Genomic DNA, 21,662 nt, shown 5'->3' with positions numbered 1-21,662 from the left:
TGTCACCTCTGTCTTTTCTGTTAGAGAATTTCCATTAATTTATCAAGTTCATCAAGCGTCAGATCATCATCACCAAGATCACTAGGCGTAAGTTCAGGACCGTCTTGAGCCAGGCAATGATCTATGATTTTCAGGAGGTGCCCTTTAAAGCTGTCACTGAACGATTGAATGGTTTTTTCATGAAATTCGAGAGAATGATAGGCAAACGTCATCGTCATCTGCCCATTTTCTATAAATCCGACAATATCAAGCGCATTCGGCTTCTCTGTGTCTGGGCTCAGCGATTGTCCCGACGGCATATCGGATCTTGTAAATAAGCCGGAATCCGACATCTCGTTAAACTGGCCTAAGTAGTTAAAGCTGATATCCGGATCAATCTCAAATGAAAGATTCTCTTTATGCTCAGGCGCCGTTACATACCGCAGAATGCCGTAGCCGACTCCTTTGTTCGGGATATGCCTGATGTCTTCTTTCATTTGTTTCAGCTGATATGAAAGGTCGTCGGCGTGTTTCATCTCAAGGATCATCGGATACATGCTCGTAAACCATCCGACCGTCCGGGTGATATTCAAGCCGTCAAGAATGTCTTCGCGTCCGTGGCCTTCCAAATGAACGCCGATCGTGTCTTCACCCGTCCACTCCTTGAGCGCCAGTCCGAGCGCCGTCAGCAGAATATCATTCATTTCCGTGTGGTAGGCTTCATGGACGTTTGTCGTCAGCTGTTCAGTTTGTTCAGCCGTCAGAGAGAAGCTGACCGTTCTTGTATGTCTCATGCGCTGATCCCCAGACTGCCTGTCTTTCGGGAGCTGAGTGCACACCTCTTTCTCCTCAAGCTCTTTCCAGTAATCAACTTCTTTCAGAAACGCCTTCGTATTTGCGTATTCTTTGATTCTCTCAGCAAATTCGGCGAATGAATGTGTTTTCGGCGGCAGCGCCGGGTCATTGCCTTGCTTGAGCTGTGTATAAACGGACGTGAAGTCCTCCAGTAAAATCCGCCAAGATACACCGTCTACGACTAAGTGATGGATCGCAAGGAGCAGGTGGTCTCCGTCTTCCGCCCGGAAGAGCCCGGCCTTCAGCAGAGGTCCTGTTTCCAGTGAAATACTGCTTTGAAGACGGTCTGCTTCCCGTTCGATACGGTCTTCATAATCTTCGCTGAGTCCGTTCAGCTCAAAGACGTTCAGTTCAACAGACGCATCCTCAAGCCCTCTGTAATATGGCTGTTGCTCACGGTAAACCATCCGCAGCGCATCATGGTGTTCCATTAATGCTTGCAGGGTTCTTTCCGCCAGAACCGGATCAAAGCCGTCTTTTGCGTGAAGCATGACGGATTGGTTCCAGTGGTGTTTGTCTGTAAAGTTTTTCTCAAAGAACCAGCGCTGGATCGGCGTTAATTCCGCTTCGCCTTCGACAGGTCCCTGGTCGGCCTGCTTGCCTTCCGTCCGCTCTACGTAAGAGACGAGCTCTTCAATAGTCGGGTGCTGGAAGAGATCTTTCATCTCCAGCTTGTAGCCGTGCTGATTCAGGCGGCTCGCCATTTGAATGCCTTTGATCGAGTCGCCGCCGAGCGTGAAGAAATTATCGCTTACGCCGATTTGATCCAGTCCGAGCACTTCCTGCCAAATGTCAGAAAGCAGCGTCTCCATCTCCGTTTCCGGCGCTTTGTACGCGGCGCTTCCCGCTTCAATGTCCGGCGCCGGCAGGGCTTTTTTGTCAATCTTTCCGTTTGCGGTGACCGGAAGCTCGTCCATCTCCACCCAGAACGCCGGGACCATATAGTCCGGAAGCGTGTCTTTCAGCGCGGCTTTGAGCGCTTCGATATCGTCCTGCTGAGGTGCGACATAGGCGCAAAGCGCGGTATTGCCCGCTTTGTCTTCCACCGCCGTCACCGCTGCGTCATGAACGTCCGCAAGCTGGGCGAGACGGACTTCAATTTCTGAAAGCTCGATCCGGTAGCCGCGCACTTTGACCTGCTGGTCGATGCGGCCGATGTATTCGATGCCGCACTGCGCGTTCCATTTGACGAGGTCGCCGGTCCTGTACATGCGCTCGCCTGGTACAAACGGATCTGCGGTAAACCGCTTCGCCGTTTCTTCCTCACGGTTCAGATAGCCGCGCGCAAGTCCGCGGCCTGCCACGCACAATTCACCGGCAATGCCTTCCGGCTGCACCTGATCGCCGTCGCCGAGAATATACGCTCTCGTATTGGCAATCGCCCGTCCGATCGAAAGCGATCCTTCCTCCGGATTGATGACGCCGCTTGTCGCGACGACGGTGTTCTCCGTCGGGCCGTAGTTATTGACGATCGTGTACGGCTGTTTCACCGCCCGCTTCAGCTTGTCGCCTCCGACGAGAAGCATGCGGAGAGAGGTATTTTCCAGCTCCATAAATTGTTCGGCCAGCTGTGTCGGCAGGAAGGTGATCGTCACGCCGTGCTCTTGGAAATAGTGATTTAAGCGGGTGATATCCAGCCGGATCGCTTCGTCAATGACGTGAAGCTCCGCGCCGATGGTCCATGCCGGGAACATCTCCCAGATGGAGGCGTCAAAACCGAAGCCCGCGTATTTGGCGCTTTTATCCTCCGCCGTCATGGCGAATGCGTCGTGATGCCAGAAGCACAGGTTCACCAGCGCATGGTGTTCGACCATGACACCCTTCGGCTGTCCGGTCGTTCCTGACGTGTAAATCATATAAGCGAGATGATCCGCCGTTGTTTCCGTCTGCGGGTTCGCTTCATCATTTTCATCAAGCGGCAGGCTCAGAATGGATCGGCTGCCGTCAAGCAGGATCGTATCTCCTGTGTAGCTTTCCGGCACGTCGAGCGCTTCCTGCGTGAGAAGCAGTTTTGCCCCGCTGTCCTGCAGAATGTAGCTGATGCGCTCTTTCGGGTAATCCGGATCAATCGGCACAAATGCCGCGCCTGCTTTCAGGACGCCAAGTACGCCCGCGGCCATTTCCAAGGACGGTTTCGTCAAAATGCCGACACGTTCGTCAGCCGTAACGCCGCAGTCCATGAGAATGCGCGCGATGCGGTTCGCCTTTGCGTTCAGCTCGCCGTACGTCCATTTCACGCCGTTATATGCCGCAGCCGGACGGTTTGCGTGGCGGGCGGCCGTTTCTTCAAAGAGACGGTGAACCGTTTTGTCCCGCGGCACGGAAATTGTTTTTCCTTTCCATGCGTCAAGGAGGGCTTGTTTTTCTGTTTCATTCACCAATGAAAGCTCAGAAAGCTTCGCTGCCGGATTTTCCGCGGCGGCTTCTAACAAATGAAGCCAATAATGCTTCCACGTCTCTGCCGTTTCCGGTTTAAACAGCGCAGTGTTATATTCAAGCACAAACGTTAAGCCTCCGTCTGTGTCATCAGCCGTCATCGTCAGGTCAAACTTGGCTGTTTTTCTGTCAAACGGATGGTGCTTCAGCTCAATTCCTTCCATGACCAGATCTTCCGCATTTGCGTTTTGCATTGAGAATACCGCATCGAACAGCGGATTTCGGCTCGTATCACGCTGCACCTCAATCTTTTGCAGAAGGTCCTCAAGCGGATAATCCTGCGCATCAAATGCACGTAAAGCGGTTTGTTTTACTTCTTCAAGATAATCTGTGAACGTTTTGTCCGCTTCCGGATACGTCCGAAGCGCGAGTGTATTCACAAACACGCCGATGACGTTAGCGAGATCCGCATGTGACCGTCCCGCAACCGGGGAGCCGACAATGATGTCATGCTGTCCGCTCAATTTTGAGAGAAAAGCGCTGTATGACGCCAGCAGCACCATGTACATGGTAGAATCCGTTTGTTTCGCAAGACTGCGAAGAGCCGACGTCTGTTCCTCAGTCAGAGAAAAGACCAGCTTGTCTCCTTCAAAGGTTTGCACAGCCGGACGGCTGTAATCAGCCGGCAGCGTCAATACCGGAAGCTCGCCGTCAAGCTCCCGAAGCCAATGCTCCTCCTGCTTGCGATACTGCTCTGATTGAATAAATTTCTGCTGCCATACCGCATAGTCTTTATAATGAATCCGCGGCGGCTCAAGCGTTTCGCCGCCATACAGGCGGGACAGTTCATCTATCAGCACGCCGACTGAAGCGCCGTCCGAAATGATATGGTGCATGTCAAACAGCAGCAGGTGATCATGTTCAGCCAGCTTAACCAGCCCCGTTCTGACGAGAGGAAGCTGATCCAGGCGGAACGGCCGGATAAAGCTCTGAATAATTTGTCCAGCGTCTTCCTCAGAGGCTTCGTAATATTCCATGCCAATATCAGCTTCGGCCCATATACGCTGAACCGTTTCTCCATCCTTTATGTCAAACGTCGTTCTGAAGGCTTCATGGCGTTCTGTCAGCTGTTTCATCACAAATTTCAGCTTTTCTGCATCAAGCTTCCCTTTTAAGCGGAGCACAGACGGCATGTTGTAGCTTGTTTCAGCGCCTTCCAGCTGCTGAAGCACGAACATCCGCTTCTGCGGTGAAGAAACCGGATACGTTTCCTGCACAGCCGCCGGTACGATGCTTTCAGCTGTCTTCCTCTCAGCGCCTTCAAACAGCTGCGCCAGTCCCGCAACCGTCGGAGAAGTGAACAGATCCTTTAATGTAAGCTGCACGCGGAATGTCTTCTGGATGAGAGCAAGCAGTTTCATTCCCGCTAACGAATGGCCTCCGATCTCAAAGAACTGATCGTGCACGCCGACCCGCTCCATTTGCAGCACCTCAGCCCAAATATCCGCCAGTTTTTGTTCTGTTTCATTGCGCGGCGCCGTATATGAAACAGCATTCGCTGCGGTCACATCAGGCATCGGCAGCGCCCGTCTGTCGATCTTCCCGTTTCCTGTAAGAGGCAGTTCATCCATTTGAATAAAGACAGCCGGAATCATATAAGCCGGAAGATCCTTCGCCGTATGCTCCCTCAGCTCCCGGGAAGAGATTTCTCGGAGGCCGACAACATACGCGCAAAGAAGTTTGTCACCCGCACCCTGGTCCACAGCGAGCACGATGCAGTCTTGAATTTGGTCATGGCTTTGGATCTGGTGCTCAATTTCGCCAAGCTCAATCCGCTGGCCGCGGATTTTCACCTGATGGTCGATACGTCCGATAAACTCGATATCGCCATTCGGCAGCCATCTGGCCAAATCGCCCGTTTTATACATCCGTTCACCTTCTTTAAACGGATGCTTCACAAATTTTTCTTCCGTCAGTTCAGGACGGTTGTAATAGCCTTCCACGAGACCTTCCCCACTGACGCACAGCTCGCCCGGGATACCTGCCGGCTGCATTCGTCCGGCCGTGTTCATGATGAAGATTTCCGTATTGCTGACCGGTTTTCCGATCGGAACGGAGAGCGTATCTTCTTCAATCACATCCACTGGGTGGTATGTCGCAAACACCGTGCTCTCAGACGGACCGTACATATGAAGCAGTTTTCCTTTTCCGACTGCCGCCAGCGCCTTTCTGACATGCTCAACAGACGCCCTTTCGCCCCCGAACATGATTTTCCGAAGCGTCGTCAGACAGGACGGCTCCATATCAACAAGCAGGTGGAACAGGGCCGTCGTAATCATCAGAATGCTTACATTCTCCCGTTTGATCACGCGGGACAGGCGGTTCATGTCCAGCACTGTATCCTTCGGGACGATCACAAGCTTTGCACCGTTTAACAGCGAACCGAACATATCAAACATAAAGGCGTCAAAGACGTAGTTTGACAGTCCGAGCACAGTATCTTCTTCAGAAACGGTCAAATAGTTCGTGTTCTTTACCGTCCGCAAAATGTTGGCATGTGTGACGATGTTTCCTTTCGGCGTACCCGTCGTTCCTGATGTATAAGTGAGATTGGCAATCGTCTTGGAATCAAACGGCAATGCTGGATTGTGAGAGTCCTTTTCATAGCTCGCCTCATCATCAGCAAGCACAATGACGCCTTGAAAACCGGCCTTTTCCGCAATCGGCTTGAGGCTTCGCTGAGTCAGGAGCACACTCGCCCCGCTGTCGCGGAAGAAATGCTGAATCCGCTGAACCGGATGTTCAGGATCAATCGGCACATAGGCTGACCCTGCTTTTAATACAGCCATAATGGAAACAATCATGTCCATTGACCGTTCACATAAAACAGCCGCGGTTTTTCCGCCGCCACCGACCGAAAGAATATGCCGCGCAAGCCTGTTGGCGCGTTCATTCAGCTGCTGATACGACAGGGTTTCCCCTTCGAACTGAAGAGCCGTCCGGTCAGGGTTCTTTCGGGCCTGTTCTTCAAAGATCTGCACGATCGTTTGCTCTTTCGGGTATGCCGTGCGCTCTGGATTGAACCGCTGTAATTGATTCAAAGCCTCCCGTTCAGAAAGCAAATCATATTCGCTGATTTTCGCATCCGGCTGAGCTGCCGCACTCTCCAGCAGGCGGACATAGTGCGCAAGCAGGCGATCCGCCGTCGAGCGCTTAAACAGTTTCGTGCAATAATCCAGATCGAGCGCAATGCCTTCCGCTGTTTCCCGGGCCTGCATTGTCAGATCGAATTTGGCGATATTGAAGTTGGTTTCATGAAGAGACAGCGTAAGATTGCCGATCTCCGGAATTCCGTCCGAAGCATTTTGCAGACTGAACATCGTATCAAATATCGGATGCCTGCTCATATCCCGGGGCACATTCAGCTCCTCGGTCAGCCACTCAAACGGATAGTCCTGGTGAGAAAACGCGTCCAGCACCTGCTTGCGAACATGACCTAACAAACCTGTAAATGTCTGATCCTGCTTCACGGAGCTTCGCAGCGCAAGCGTGTTGACAAACATCCCGATCAGTCCCTCGGTATCGGAATGATTTCTTCCCGCTGACGGTGTTCCCACGATGATGTCTTCCTGTCCTGAATACTTAGAAAGCAGCGTATAATATGCCGATAACAGCACCATATAAAGGGTGGCTCCGTTTTTCCCGGCAAGCTTCTGCAGCCGGTCCCGCAGCTCTTTCGGCAGCTTGACTGATACGCGGTCACCTTCAAAGCTTTGCACCTGCGGCCGCGGGTAATCGGGGAGCAGCTGAAGCACCGGCAGTTCGCCGCTAAAGACTTCTTTCCAATACGCCCGCTCTTTCTTGTAGCCTTCTTCCGCCCGTTCCGCTTGCCAGACGGCGTAATCTTTATATTGAATATGCAAGTCAGGCAGTTGTTTTCCGCTATAGATGTCTGCCAGTTCCTTCAGCATGATGGAAATTGACACTCCGTCTGAAATCAGGTGATGCATATCAAACAGCAGCATATGGCGATTGTGACCGAGTGTTTGCAGGCCGATTCTGAACAAAGGCGCCTCCGCCAGCTCAAAACGGCGCACAAAATCCTTCATTACCTGTTCATTCGTTCTCCCGCTCGCTTCGATCATTTCAATATGAAACGGAACATGCTCGTGAATCACCTGTCTCGGCGTGCCGTCCTCTGATTGAAACGATGTTCTGAGCGCTTCATGCCTGCTGATTAAGACAGAAAATGCACGCTCAAGTTTTTCACGGTCTAAAGCGCCTTCGATAACGGCTGCTGCCGGCATGTTATACCCGACCCCCGCATCTTCAAATTGACTCGCGATATAGATGCGCTGCTGGGCGAGCGAAAGCGGATAGCTCGCCTGCTTCTCAGCCGGCTTAATCGCACTGTAATCCGGCCCTTCGTTTCGGCTTACCGCATAATCGGCAAGCGCCGCGATCGTCGGATGCTCAAACAAGTATTGCAGCGGGATTTCCACACCCATTTGCTTATGAATTTTCGTCAAAAGCGTCATTGCCTTTAAGGAATGACCGCCAGACTCGAAGAAATGGTCATAAATACCCGCTTTGTCCATTCCGAGGACTTCCTGCCAGATGACGGCGAGCGTTTTCTCCGTCTCATTTCTCGGCGCTGCATACTCTGACGAACTGACAGCCTGCACATCAAGCGCAAACAGCTTTTTGCGGTCTGCCTTCCCGCTCGGCGTAAGCGGAATTTTATCCGTTTTTGTAAAGTAAGCGGGCACCATGTAATCAGGAAGGTGCTTGGACACATACTCCCGGTACTCGGCAGGGTGAAACTCGGTTCCTTTTTCCTGAACGATATATGCGCAAACATCTAAGCTGCCCTGCTGATCCGGCCGTGCCAGCACGACGGCCTCCGCCGCGCCCGGAGCTTTCCTGAGCACCGTTTCAATTTCTCCCAGCTCAATACGGTAGCCGCGGACTTTCACTTGATCGTCTTCCCGGCCGATATATTCGATTGTTCCATCCGGCAGCCAGCGAGCCATATCACCCGTGCGGTACATGCGGCCGCTTTCGTTAAACGGGTCCTGCAAAAACTTCTCTGCGGTCAAATCCGGAAGATTTAAATAGCCGCGGCCTACACCGTCTCCCGCGATATACAGCTCACCGGCCGTGCCGTCGGGCTGAAGCCGTTTGTGCTTATCCAATATATACAGCCGGGCGTTGCCGAGCGGTTTTCCGATCGGAACGTACGCCGCCTGCTGATTCATTCCGTTATCTTGTGACACCTCATGCACGGACGCATCTACGCACGTTTCCGTCGGCCCGTAGACATTTGTCAGCCGAGGTGCTCTGCCCGATTGATGAAACAGCGCCATCAGCTGTTCAGCAACAGCGGCAGACAGGCCTTCTCCCCCAATGAGCATGTGGCGCAGTTCAATTCCGCTGACATCTCCCGCCGCAACCATCATCTGCAGATGCGCAGGCGTTCCGTCAGTGGCTTCAATCCGGTTTTGACGATAATAGTCCAGCAGTGCCGAGCCGTTTGTTACGGTTGTTTTCGGCACGATATAAAGCGTCTGGCCTAAAAGAAGCGAGGCGAAAATCTGTTTAACGGACGCATCAAAATGAAACGGGGCCAACAGCGCCATTCTTAATGTCTGTTCACCGCACTGATAAATCTCCTGCTGCAATGATTGAACCAGGTGATGAACTTGCCGGTGTTCAATCATCACGCCTTTCGGCCGCCCTGTTGTACCGGACGTATAGATAATGTAAGCCAGCCGGTCTGATTGTGTGCCGACACCGTCAGCGGCCGTCTCATACTGAACGGCCTCATCAAAATCAATCTGTTCGGCATTCGTTTCAGGCGCCTGTATTCCCGCCTCTGTCAAAACAGCCTTCGCTCCGCTATCCTCCAAGATGTACTGAATCCGATCCGCCGGAAAGTCAGGATCAATCGGCACATATGCGCCGCCCGCTTTCAAAATTCCCAATATTGCCGCAATAACACGGTCAGATCGGCCAAGCAGCACAGCGACAGGAGAATCAGCTGATATCCCGGATTTAAGAAGGCGCCCGGCGATACGGCCTGACTGTTCATGCAATGTGCGATAGGACAATGTCCAGCCTTCATATACAACCGCGGGTTTGTCAGACAGTGCCTTCGCTCTCTCTTCAAACAGCGCCGGAATCGTCATCTCCTTGCGATAAGCGACCGGATTGCCGGCAGCACGCTTCAGGAGCAGCTCTTTCTCGGATTCTGAAAGAAGAGCGAGCTCATCAATTACACGGTCAGGAGATGATATCGCATCTTCAATCAGCGTGATCAAACGTTCAGAAACAGAAGTAATTTCGTCCGCCTTAAATATGTCACTGCGATAGTCAAAATCAATCGTCAATTTCCCGGTGTCCCATCGTTCCTTCACGTGAATCGATATATCATTTGTTCCGCTTCCGCTGAAGATCGGGTCTGTCAGGAAGGACAGATTCTCTTTTTTCTGCCACTGCATCACTTGATACTCCAGAGCCACCGTAAACAATCTGCTCAGCGAACTTTTTGAAGCACGCAAATCATTGACAAGCAGGTTATACGGATACTTTTGGTGACGGAGAATTTTCATCAGATCCTTCATCCGGCCTTTGACGAATTCCAAGAACGGCTGGCTTCCGTCAACGCTTGTCCGCACAGGCACCGTGGATACGAACATCCCGAGCATCTGCTTTTCTTTCGCATTCGTCCGGTTTCCCATAAACGTACCCGTGACGACATCATCCCGGCCTGTCACTTTGTAGAGGTAAGCGATCAGAGCTGACTGGAACAGAGAAAGAACGCTGACCTTATGCTCCCCGCAAAATGATTGAATCCGGCCGTACAGGTCATGAGGAATTTCTTGAGAAAACCGTTTCGCATCAAGACCCGCATCTGCCTGGCTCCGTTTTAAAGACACAAGCTCCGGTACGGTCTCAAACTGTCCGTTCCAAAAATCCCGATCCTTTTTAAACCGCTTCGACTGCACATATTCCTGCTCTGTCAGCACATGCTCGATAAAGGAAGGAATCTCCGCCTCGTTCTCACTTGCTCCGCCTGAAAGCTCCAAATAAATATCAGTAATCGTATTGCCCAGAATCGTCATGGAAATTCCGTCTGAAATAACGTGATGCACATTAACGTAGAACCAGACCTCATTTTCGCTGATGGTGTACACGGAAAAACGGAATAAATCCTGATCATATAACGCCAGAGGTTTGCTTGCCTCGTCACGTCCCCATTTTGACAGCTCTTCCGCAGAGCAGCCGGCTTGCCTGATGTCTGTATGCTCGATCGTCAGCGGACGGTATTCGCTCACATATTGAACGGGCTCCCCCTCATCATCAAGCCGAAGACGGATTCTCATCGACTCATGACGACGGACGAATTCCTGTATCGCTTTCTCAACGATATGAGCTTGTACGCCGTCCTCAGAAATGAGCTTTCCGAAACCCGCAAGATTTGAAATACTTGTGTTCGGATAGAATTTTTCTGTATACCAGATACGTTTTTGTGCATTTGTTAAAGGATAAAAAGTTATTTCCATATGTGTGCGCCTCCCCTTTTTAAGATAAATTTGTCAATTCTCCCTTAGAAACAGCCTCCCTCAATGTCCCTAACTCATTATCAAGCCAAAAGAACCACTTACCTCCAAAACGATCCCGATTTAATCACCGCCGAAATCCGCAATCCATTCACCCGCACAGTCCGAAATTCGGCTCAAATTTATGAGAAATCAAGACAAGAATCCAATGTTTGTAAGCAACAGGGTTTACCTATTTCTTCATGAATTACTATATATCTACTTACGTTCACTTTATATGAAATTATTGTTTTTATCACCGAAAAATGGGTGAAAAGTTTCATGCGGCACACCGAAAAAAATTCCGACAATTCCAGAGGGTATTTTGCGGCATCCCGCAATTTATTTATAAAAATATTATTTATGTAAAATTAAAAATCTTTAAACTATTGTATAAATCTTTCAAATATCCAGTTATGGCAGAATGAAAATAGTTTTCATATATTAGCTGATGGGGAAAAAACAGCGCAAGAACCGAAACAGGAGATTTAATCGTTCGCAATATGATTTCATTAAACCGCAAAAAAAAGCGCTCTATTTTACATAGAGCGCTTCAAAAAGATTCCTTTATTGCAGTTTTATCAATGTTGATTAATTCCATATATTCTTTTCCCCACTTATACATAGCGTCCAAAATCGGCATAAGGGTCTCTCCTTGCTCCGTTAATGAGTACTCCACTTTCGGGGGAACAACAGGGTAAACTTCCCTGTGAACGATCAGATCCTGCTCCAGCTCCCTGAGCTGATTCACAAGAATTTTATGCGTAATATCAGGAATTAAAGCTTTCAGTTCATTAAATCGTTTTGTCCCTTCTCTTCCCAGGTGCCACATAATCAGCATTTTCCACTTCCCGCCTATCACGGCAAGCGTCAATTCCTTTTCGCAATTAAACGTTTTCTTATCCATTCGGCTCACGGGCTATTCTCCTTCCTCTTACTTTTCGTACGTTGATCATCTATAAACACTTGCTTACTTTTTCACAGAGCTTTCATCCATTTATACTACCACGCAGTTTTGCTGAGACAAAACACATTGCCTGCGGGGGACAGTATCCTCAAAGTAACTATTAGACTTTAAAGTGCGTACTTTTCAACATGCAGGGCACTCTATAGAATGTAGATACATTAAGAAGAGGAGTGAATATACAGTGGAATTACAGCTGGCATTAGACTTAGTGAATATCCCTGAAGCAATTGAACTTGTGAAAGAGGTCGAACAATATATAGATGTTGTAGAAATCGGCACTCCCGTCGTCATTAATGAAGGACTGAAAGCCGTGCAGGAAATGAAAACAGCCTTTCCTCACCTGAAAGTGCTTGCCGATCTTAAAATCATGGATGCAGGCGGTTACGAGATTATGAAAGCGGCAGAAGCAGGCGCCGACATCATCACCGTTTTAGGGGCGACAGATGACTCGACGATCAAAGGAGCGGTTGCCGAAGCAAAAAAACAGCAGAAAAAAATCCTCGTCGATATGATCAACGTAAAAGACCTTGAAACACGGGCAAAAGAAATTGACCAGCTCGGTGTTGATTATATTTGTGTCCACACAGGTTATGATCTTCAAGCAGAAGGAAAAAATTCATTCGAGGAACTGACGGCGATTAAAAAAGCGGTCAAGAGCGCTAAAACCGCAATTGCCGGAGGCATTAAACTTGATACGCTTCCTGAAGCCATCAAACAAAACCCAGATTTAATCATTGTCGGCGGAGGCATTACGGGAGCTGACAATAAAGCGGATACTGCTTCTAAAATGAAACAGCTGATCACACAAGGATCATGAAAACGACGGAATACTTACATGAAATCCTAAATGAATTATCCCGTACTGCAGCGTTAATAGCCGACAATGAAGCTGACAAGCTTGCGGATCAGATTTTAGCTGCAGATCAGATCTTCACGTCCGGAGCGGGCCGTTCCGGTTTTATGGCTAAAGCGTTCGCCATGAGGATGATGCATATCGGGCTGAACGCTTACATCGTCGGTGAGACGCTTGCCCCTCCCCTCCAAGAAGGCGGTCTCGTCATCATCGGATCAGGCTCAGGCGAAACAAAAAGCCTGCTTCATACTGCTGAAAAAGCCAAAAGCCTTAATGGCATCATCACTGCATTAACGATCAATCCTGATTCGAGTCTCGGCAGACTTGCGGATCTTACGATAACGATTTCCGGCTCTCCTAAGGAGGAGACCGGCGGAGACAGAAAGACGATTCAGCCGATGGGTTCTTTATTTGAACAGACTCTCCTGCTGTTTTACGATGCGGTTATTCTAAAAATCATGGAGAAAAAAGAACTGAATTCGGCAGACATGTTTGCAAATCATGCAAATCTGGAATGATATACTGACGGCCTTCTTATCAGATGGCCGTCTTTTTATCGTCCTGCGGCGCTCGATTACATCCGGCCAGGTTTTCACCCGGAAATTCGCTGACGAAGATACCCTGCCGGTGAGCTTATCGCTATAATAGCCAATTATTCAGACGGCCGCAATCATTCATTTCTGGATAGAGAAACTGCAAAAAAGACTTTCTGACCGATTTTTTATTGGATAAAACTGATTTGTGCAGGCGGTTTTACAGATATTCAGTTGAATTGAAGCTGAAAAATATATTTTAACAGCTTTACAGCGGGCCGATTCTGCTTTATTCTTGGACCAGCTTTACAGCAATTTAAAACTGGAGGTGATTGATACTCTTGAAAACATTAAAAGCACTGCTGCTTGTTCTTATCATCATTGCCGGAGCAGTTGCGGCCCTGATCAAGGGTGATATTTTCTCAGATAACGAGCAGACCGTTCAGAAAAGCGATTACGACAAAGTAATCCTATTTCCGTCCGATCGATATCCGGAAACAGCAAAGCATATTAAGGACGCGATAAAAGAAGGACATCCCAGCATATGCACCATTGACAGAGACGGAGTACATAAGCGGCGTGAGCAATCTCTTAAACATGTGCCTGTAAAAACGGGGTACGACAGAGATGAATGGCCGATGGCGGTTTGTAAACAGGGCGGAAACAATGCCTCCATAGAATATATTTCTCCGGCAGACAACCGCGGGGCCGGCTCTTGGGTCGGACACCAGCTTACCAATGATCCAGATGGAACGAGAGTATTATTTAAAATCAAGTAACAAAACAGGAGGAGCAGCGCATTGATTAAATCATGGAAACCGCAAGAACTTATCATTTCTTATCATCAATTTACAATCTTCCAAAAAGATTCCGAACCGCCTGTTATCGATTGGACGGATGAAGCCATTGAAAAAGGATTTGCGGAGGCTGACGGAGCTGTTTCTTTTGAAGCAAGGAGAAATACGAAGGCATTTATTGTCCTCAGGCTTAATACAAATGAACCGGTGCCATCCTATGAGAAAAAAGCGGCTGTTTCCTTTGAAGCTGTAAAAGATGGAATTGAGATTGAAAGCGTGATGTCAAAACGGCTTTTCTTCGATCTTCCGAAAGGCCGATACAGCCTTATTTGTTATTCAGTGCCAGCCGAATTATCCGATCTGCATGCAGATACGTATATTATCGATGCGGCCGCAATGTAAAAGAAAACCCTGAGAGAAACATATTTCTCTCAGGGAACTCTTACTGTCTTCAGAGTGACTTGTAAGCGGATAAGCCGATGAATAATCGAAGCTCGGAAAAATCCTCGGCCAGCTGACAGAAAAGCGGTAAGCTGTCAAACCCATTTCTGCCATCAAGGCGACATCTTCTTTATACCGTTCATAATGGCCGGCTGCTGTATCGCCGGTTGAGCCTTTAAACGTTTTACCTGTTATTTTTGCGAAATGGTCCCAGACTGAGGAACCCTTACCGTCTGTATTCCAGGCTCCCTTCAACCTGATAGGCGGCTGATGCCGATCCCCATAGAAATATATCCGGTAAAAAACCCGTTTTTTCATGTCTCATGTGTTTCATCTCCTGATGCGTCTGATTTGATATCATAGGTTATGAAACGCGTTTCAGAGCAATCCCGATAAAACAAAAAAGCATCCGGCTTGCCGGATGCTTAAGAATGATGATGCCGCTTCTCCAATTTATGAGGAGGAGGCTTCGGGATAAAGCCATTTTGTTTCATCATATTAAAGTGCCTGTCCAAATGCTGTTTAATATGCTCTGCTTTTTCTTTCGGCAGGACACCGTATTCAACATATTTGGAAATGACATGTTTACGTTTTTCGAGTATTTCCTTTTCAAGAGATTCAATTTCTTTTTTCTGCTGTACCGTAAGTGACATTGTTGAAGGCATTTTTGTTTCAACTGCATGTGCCGGCATTATAAAAATCATTGCCGTAATGAAAAACGCAGCCAATGATAACGCAGCTTTTTTCATGACTTTTTCCTCCTTTAGCGTTTGTTATATGTTGTGCCTCCATCCAGTTTTTATGCAAAAAAAAGAGCGAAATTATTCGCTCTTTTCAATCGATTCGTCCGGCAATGCGTATGTGACATACGTTCCTGCTACAAAATCATGGATCGACCGTTTGTCTTCTCTCATTCCGACCATAAATGCGCTCACGATCACACCGATTCCTAACGTCACACCATATATTAAGGCGCCCACAAGCACTCTTAAAATCATAGTGAGAAAGCCTACCTGAGTGCCGTCTTTTTTGACGATGCGGATACCGCAGATCTTTTTGCCGATAACATAACCGTTCCAGTATACAGGAAGCAAGATAGAATAAAGAGTCAAAATGATGCTGATCATTGCGCTCTCCTCCGGATCTTTTCCCGTTGCCAGCATATAAATAATCGCCAAAGGCACTGAAATAATTAAATAGTCGAGTACTGCGGCTCCCAATCTGATCCAAAATCCCGCCGGTCTGTAAATATTCATTGTGTTTCCCCTCGCTCTATGGCTTCAAAATCACTTTAATGTTGCCATCTTCTTTTTTGTCAAATATATCATATGCAGCAGGGGCTTCCGCAAGACTCATTTTGTGCGTAATAATATCCGTCGGATCAATTTCATTTTGTTCGACCATTTGATACAGCAACGGCATCAGATGGATAACGGGTGCCTGGCCCATTTTTAGAGAAACGTTGCGCGTGAAAAAATCACCGATCGGAAAACCGTCCGCTTCGGAAATATATGCGCCTGTGAGCTGAACGGTACCGAACTTCTTAACGGCTTCTGACGCTGTCAGAATCGGACTGATGGTTCCGAACTGATTCGGTTTTTGCTTTTCTTTTTCTTTTGAAAGCGGCGTGCCGTCCATTCCGACACAATCAATCACAACATCCGCGCCCCCTGACGTTTGTTCATGCAGCAGTTTCCCGATCTCCTCATGCTCTGAAAAATTGAAGGTCTCTGTCCCGTTTATGCGTCTCGCATGTTCAAGGCGGTGCGGGACTTGATCGACTGCGATGACCCGCTTTGCGCCTTTTCTCCAAGCGAATTTTTGCGCCATTAAACCGATCGGACCTGAGCCCAGAATAACGACTGTGTCTCCTTTTTTCACTCCGCTGTGCTGGACGCTCCAAAAGGCGGTCGGCATGACATCTGACAGAAGCAGCACCTGTTCATCTTCTAGCTCGCTGTCTGCCGGAACCAGAAAAGAAGAGAAATCAGCATAGGGCACTCGTAAATATTCAGCCTGCCCGCCGGGATAATTACCGTTAAACTCCGAGAAACCGAATAAGCCGCCGGCATCTGTATGAGGATTGGGATTTGATTCATCACACTGGCTTTCCATCTGGTGCTTGCAATAATGACATTCTCCGCAGCCGATGTTAAAAGGAATCACGACCCGGTCGCCTTTTTTCAGCTTTTTCACTTGACTGCCCGTTTCTTCAACGATTCCCATTGGCTCGTGCCCAACGATGTAACCCGGATCGGCGGGTATTCCGTTTTTATATAAATGAAGGTCTGAACCGCAAATTCCGGTTGCGGTGATTCGAACGATGACATCCCTCTCATCTTGAATGACGGGTGCAGGGACTTCTTTCACTTCCATATGTTCTTTTCCTTGGTATGTCAGTGCTTTCACATTGTTCAGCTCCTTTTTCATCACTCCTTCCCTTCTCACATGCTTCTAAACTTGGCTGGTATGTTATTCAGCCCGCTGAATGTCCCATTGAAAAGGATCTTCAAATTGAGACCAGTCAGAATCGAACTCAGACGGCGTGAGCAGACACTGATCTAATTCCTTTGTAATGGCTGCTTCATCTAAATTAATCCCGATAAATACCAGATTCGTATGACGGTCTCCGAATTGAGCGTCCCAATCCTCCAGAATCTCCGGTTCCTGCTGTTTGATCTGCTCCTGCTCAAGTTTCGGCATCGCCGCCACCCAATAAGAGACAGGCTCAACTGAGACCGCCGGACCCGCCTGAGACATCAGCAGCGCGAAGCTGTTGTGGGTTGCGCACCAGGCAATGCCTTGGACCCGGACTGTAAAAATGCCCGGTTTTAAGATGTGCGCTGCACGTATCAGCCCAAAATAATTTTCATAAAATTTTTAGATTTTTTAGTATTTTTTGTTACATCTCATAACATGTATCTTAAATATCTGTTTTCGCTGTGCTACGCTAAAGAAAACATAGGTAAGGAGCGGATCATCTGATGGGAAAAAAACAGCTAGTCCTTGTTGGAAATGGAATGGCCGGGGTAAAAGCGATTGAAGAAATACTGCGTGTTTCAAAAGACGAATTTGAGATTACAATATTCGGGGCCGAACCTCATCCCAACTATAACCGAATCCTTCTGTCAAAAGTGCTTCAAGGCGATACAGATATTAAAGATATTACATTAAACGATTGGGACTGGTACAAAGAAAACAACATTCAGCTGCATACCGGTGAAACAGTCATCAAAGTGGACCAAGACAGCAAAACCGTCATTACAGATGCAGACAGAATCCAGCCCTATGATGAACTCATCCTGGCGACAGGCTCTGTCCCTTTTATCCTTCCGATTCCGGGCGCAGATAAAAAAGGCGTCACGGCATTCCGGGACATAAAAGATACCGACACGATGCTCGCTGCGTCAAAACAATATAAAAAAGCAGCCGTCATCGGCGGAGGACTGCTTGGTTTGGAAGCCGCTCGCGGGCTGCTGAATCTCGGAATGGACGTGTCTGTCATCCACCTCGCTCCATACTTGATGGAACGCCAGCTTGATCCAACTGCAGGGCGCCTGCTGCAAAACGAATTAGAAAAACAAGGCATGACCTTTTTACTTGAAAAGCAAACCGAAGAAATTGTCGGTACTGACCGTGTCGAAGGCGTACGCTTTAAAGACGGCACAAGCATCGAAGCTGATTTAGTCGTCATGGCGGTCGGCATCCGCCCGAATACACAGCTTGGCGCGGAAAGCGGCATTCCGGTTAACCGCGGAATCATTGTTAACGATTATATGCAGACTGAAATCCCGCACATTTACGCAGTCGGTGAATGTGCCGAGCACCGCGGAATCGCATACGGTCTTGTGGCGCCGCTCTATGAACAGGCAAAAGTGCTGGCCAAACATATTTGCGGCATTGAAACAAAACCGTATGAAGGCTCCGTTCTCTCCACTCAATTAAAGGTATCAGGCGTCGAGGTATTCTCTGCCGGTGACTTTAACGAAACAGAGGAGAAAAAAGCGATTAAAGTTTTCGATGAGCAGGACGGCATCTATAAAAAAATCGTCCTGAGAGGCAATCAAATTGTCGGCGCTGTTTTATTCGGAGACAGCAGCGAGGGCGGCCGCCTGTTTTCCATGATTCAAAAAGAAGCCGATATCTCTGAAACCTCCAAAATATCAATCTTACAGCCTCTTGATCAGGAAGCAGGCGCAAGCATGACCGCGGCGATGAGCGACGATGAAATCATCTGCGGCTGCAACGGTGTATCAAAAGGCGCGATTATTCAAGCCATTCAGGAAAAAGGCTGCACATCAACGGACGAAATCAAAGCATGTACTGGGGCATCCCGTTCCTGCGGAGGCTGTAAACCGCTCGTGGAAGACATTCTTCAATATACACTGGGTTCAGAATTTGACGCATCCGCGCAAAAAGAAGCGATTTGCGGATGCACCTCGCTTTCGAGAGATGAAGTGGTGGAAGAAATCAAAGCCAAAGGGCTCTCACATACGAGAGAAATCATGAACGTGCTCGGCTGGAAAACGCCGGAGGGCTGCTCCAAATGCCGGCCTGCCCTCAACTACTACTTAGGCATGATCAATCCGGCTACATACGAGGATGACAGAACATCCCGTTTTGTGAACGAACGGATGCACGCCAATATTCAAAAAGACGGAACATACTCAGTCGTGCCCCGGATGTACGGCGGCGTGACCAACTCTCAGGATCTCCGTAAGATCGCCGATGTCGTCGACAAATATGAGATCCCGCTCGTTAAAATGACAGGCGGCCAGCGAATTGATCTCATCGGCGTCAAAAAAGAAGACCTGCCGAAAGTATGGGCCGAGCTTGATATGCCTTCAGGCTACGCGTACGGAAAAACACTCCGCACGGTAAAAACGTGCGTAGGCGAACAATTCTGCCGCTTCGGCACACAAGACTCCATGGCACTGGGCATTGCGCTTGAGAAAAAATTCGAAGGGCTCAATACGCCTCATAAGGTTAAAATGGCCGTGTCTGCCTGCCCGCGGAACTGTGCGGAGTCCGGCATTAAAGACCTTGGTGTTGTCGGCATCGACGGAGGCTGGGAGCTTTATGTCGGGGGGAACGGCGGAACTCATTTGCGCGCCGGTAATTTGCTGATGAAAGTGAAAACGAATGAAGAAGTCTTAGAATACGCGGGCGCTTACCTTCAGTACTACAGAGAAACGGCTAACTACTTGGAGCGTACATCCGCATGGCTTGAGCGAGTCGGTTTATCTCATGTCCAATCTGTGTTGAACGATCCTGAAAAACGGCAGGAGCTCAACGGCAGGATGAATGAAACACTCTCTGTTCACAAAGATCCGTGGCAATATTTCCTTAAAGATAAAAAAGCTTCTAAAGATTTATTTGAAAATGTCGTCACGACTTCATAAAACAGTAAGGAGGAACGGACATGGTTAATAAAGATATGACAAAGGTTTGCATAGGCAGGTTAAACGAATTACCTGAGGAGTTAGGAAAAACCGTATATATAGAAGAGAAAGAGCTTGCCGTATTTAAGCTTTCTGACGGAAGCGTCCGCGCCGTCGAAAACCGCTGCCCTCATAAAGGGGGCGTCCTGGCTGAAGGCATCGTCAGCGGAGAATACGTCTTCTGCCCGATGCATGACTGGAAAATTTCCTTAGAAGACGGAAAAGTCCAAGAGCCGGATCATGGCTGTATTAAAACATACGAAACACTGATCGAAGGAGAGAATGTATACCTCCTGTATTGATCAAAGGGTCGGATCACTTTTTAAATTGATGAAGGGATGACGCCACCATGAGAAACGGAATTGTATATTTTGTCGGTGCCGGACCTGGAGACCCGGGGCTGATTACCGTAAAAGGGAAACAGGTTCTGGAGAAAGCGGATATCATTTTGTATGACCGGCTTGCAAACCCAATATTTCTTGAATATGCCTCTCCAGACTGCCGGTTCATTTATTGCGGAAAACTGCCCGACCGCCATTTTATGAAACAGTCGGAGATAAATGCCCTGCTGATTGAAAAAGCGGCGGAAGGCTTCACCGTAGTCCGCTTGAAAGGCGGAGACCCAAGCGTGTTTGGCAGAGTCGGCGAAGAAGCGGAGGCGCTTCATCGGCACGGCATCCGCTACGAGATGGTGCCCGGCATCACCTCGGGAATCGCGGCGCCGCTGTATGCGGGCGTCCCCGTCACCCATCGTGATTGCGCTTCGTCCTTCGCCATGATCACCGCTCATGATACATCATTACAAGGCAGGCCGAATCTCGACTGGGAAGGGCTGGCCCGAAGCATTCAAACGCTTGTGTTTTATATGGGCGTTAAAAATCTGTCATTTATATGCCGGCAGCTTATGGAGCACGGGAAATCCCCCTCCGTCCCCGTACTCGTCATTCAATGGGGAACATGGGGCCGGCAGCGCAGCGTAAAAGGAACGCTTCAGGATATTTATGAAAAAGTACAAAGCCAAAACATCACCAACCCCGCCATTATCGTCATCGGAGATATCGTAAATCTTCAAACATACAGCTGGTTTGAAAGCAAACCGTTCATCGGGCGGCATATCATGGTGGTCACTCATGGCGATGATGAACATACATTGACAGGCAAACTGCGCGAGTATGGCGCTGATGTTATCGAATGGCCGAAGCGGATGATTAAAAAAATGCCTGCAAACGAAAACATCCTGAAGCGGATCAGCACTTTTGAACAGATCTTTTTCACATCACGCCGTGCGGTCTGTGAATTTTTTGACACACTGGCTTTCAAGCAGATTGACATCCGCCGGGTGACAGCAAACCTGAATGCAGCGACTGAAGCGGCAAAGACGGAACTGACAAAACGGGGCTTCCGCCTATCCGGCCATCAAGGTGATTCTCCGCATTCGCTCATTGTCGGAAGCCGTCAAGCGGCAGAAAACATGCCAGACTCAGTATCATGCCCGTTTTATATCACTCATGAACATATCGCAGATGAGCGGTTCACTTCGATGATCGAACGCACAATCAGTGAGTCTCCTCTGCAAATGATTATCTGTCCGGGCAAAGAATCCGCTCAGCATTTGCTCAGCGCCGGAAAACAGATCGGAATATCACCCAATCCGACAGCAAACCGTCCTCCCGTCATCTGCATCGGTGAAGACATACCCGCCGGTTACGGATTTACCGCCGTGAAAAATCAGGAACAGTTATTTGCGTTTATACAAAATGAAATGAAAGACATACTCGTTCACAGCTGACCCCCGGCTCAACATCGGGGGCCATTCCCT

General features: G+C 48.7%; 12 protein-coding genes and 2 pseudogenes. 7 read left to right on the top strand and 7 right to left on the bottom strand.

The genetic code is table 11. The features are described from left to right. Positions 1-20 precede the first annotated feature (20 nt). Both srfAA and ABDB98_RS01765 read right to left on the bottom strand, forming a co-directional pair. Entirely contained in the window at positions 21-10,775 is a 10,755-nt protein-coding gene (gene srfAA / locus ABDB98_RS01770) for a surfactin non-ribosomal peptide synthetase SrfAA (protein WP_438421176.1), read from the bottom strand. Positions 10,776-11,364: 589 nt separating this feature from the next. Further along, positions 11,365-11,727 (bottom strand): winged helix-turn-helix transcriptional regulator, encoded by a 363-nt coding sequence (locus tag ABDB98_RS01765; protein WP_438421175.1) that lies wholly within the window; start codon positions 11,725-11,727, stop codon positions 11,365-11,367. Between the two features lie 232 nt (positions 11,728-11,959). Here ABDB98_RS01765 and hxlA point away from each other — a divergent pair, with 232 nt between their 5' ends. The 4 genes from hxlA (at position 11,960) to comJ (ending at position 14,363) form a co-directional block, all read left to right on the top strand. Further along, entirely contained in the window at positions 11,960-12,595 is a 636-nt protein-coding gene (hxlA, locus tag ABDB98_RS01760) for a 3-hexulose-6-phosphate synthase (protein ID WP_016936796.1), read from the top strand. Continuing rightward, the gene (hxlB, locus tag ABDB98_RS01755) at positions 12,592-13,149 is read left to right on the top strand and encodes a 6-phospho-3-hexuloisomerase (RefSeq protein WP_438421174.1); all 558 of its coding nucleotides are present in this window, start codon (positions 12,592-12,594) and stop codon (positions 13,147-13,149) included. The genes hxlA and hxlB overlap by 4 nt, the downstream gene beginning before the upstream one ends. Positions 13,150-13,505: 356 nt before the next feature. Beyond that, a complete protein-coding gene (locus tag ABDB98_RS01750; protein WP_438421173.1) occupies positions 13,506-13,943 on the top strand; it encodes a sporulation protein in 438 nt (145 codons plus the stop codon). Positions 13,944-13,964: 21 nt separating this feature from the next. Further along, a complete protein-coding gene (comJ, locus tag ABDB98_RS01745) occupies positions 13,965-14,363 on the top strand; it encodes a competence protein ComJ (protein ID WP_438421172.1) in 399 nt (132 codons plus the stop codon). A gap of 93 nt (positions 14,364-14,456) precedes the next feature. Here comJ and ABDB98_RS01740 read toward each other — a convergent pair. The 5 genes and pseudogenes from ABDB98_RS01740 to ABDB98_RS01720 form a co-directional block, all read right to left on the bottom strand. Continuing rightward, positions 14,457-14,727, bottom strand: a pseudogene (locus tag ABDB98_RS01740) (family 1 glycosylhydrolase); the annotation flags it as partial. Positions 14,728-14,827: 100 nt separating this feature from the next. Further along, positions 14,828-15,106, bottom strand: a complete 279-nt coding sequence (locus ABDB98_RS01735; protein ID WP_438422093.1) for a YckD family protein — start codon at positions 15,104-15,106, stop codon at positions 14,828-14,830. A 117-nt stretch (positions 15,107-15,223) separates the two neighbouring features. After that, a complete protein-coding gene (locus ABDB98_RS01730; protein ID WP_016936803.1) occupies positions 15,224-15,658 on the bottom strand; it encodes an RDD family protein in 435 nt (144 codons plus the stop codon). 16 nt (positions 15,659-15,674) lie between these two features. Continuing rightward, positions 15,675-16,811 (bottom strand): zinc-dependent alcohol dehydrogenase, encoded by a 1,137-nt coding sequence (locus ABDB98_RS01725; protein ID WP_438422092.1) that lies wholly within the window; start codon positions 16,809-16,811, stop codon positions 15,675-15,677. 63 nt (positions 16,812-16,874) lie between these two features. Then, positions 16,875-17,216, bottom strand: a pseudogene (locus ABDB98_RS01720) (GTP-binding protein); the annotation flags it as partial. A 170-nt stretch (positions 17,217-17,386) separates the two neighbouring features. Between ABDB98_RS01720 and nasD the strand changes: the two are divergent. From nasD to cobA, 3 genes are read left to right on the top strand one after another with little or no spacing between them, the layout of a single operon-like run. Next, complete coding sequence (nasD, locus tag ABDB98_RS01715; protein ID WP_438421171.1) at positions 17,387-19,804, top strand: NADPH-nitrite reductase; 2,418 nt, start codon at positions 17,387-17,389, stop codon at positions 19,802-19,804. 20 nt (positions 19,805-19,824) lie between these two features. After that, positions 19,825-20,145 (top strand): nitrite reductase small subunit NirD, encoded by a 321-nt coding sequence (gene nirD / locus ABDB98_RS01710; protein WP_016936807.1) that lies wholly within the window; start codon positions 19,825-19,827, stop codon positions 20,143-20,145. A 47-nt stretch (positions 20,146-20,192) separates the two neighbouring features. Further along, on the top strand, positions 20,193-21,632 hold the full coding sequence (cobA, locus tag ABDB98_RS01705) for a uroporphyrinogen-III C-methyltransferase (protein WP_438421170.1): 1,440 nt from the start codon (positions 20,193-20,195) through the stop codon (positions 21,630-21,632). Positions 21,633-21,662: the final 30 nt, after the last annotated feature.

The sequence above is a fragment of the Bacillus siamensis genome (assembly GCF_051628075.1).
GTDB lineage: Bacteria > Bacillota > Bacilli > Bacillales > Bacillaceae > Bacillus > Bacillus siamensis.
The sequence above is the reverse complement of the archived record's forward strand: the minus strand, read 5'-3'. Positions and strand labels throughout refer to the sequence as shown.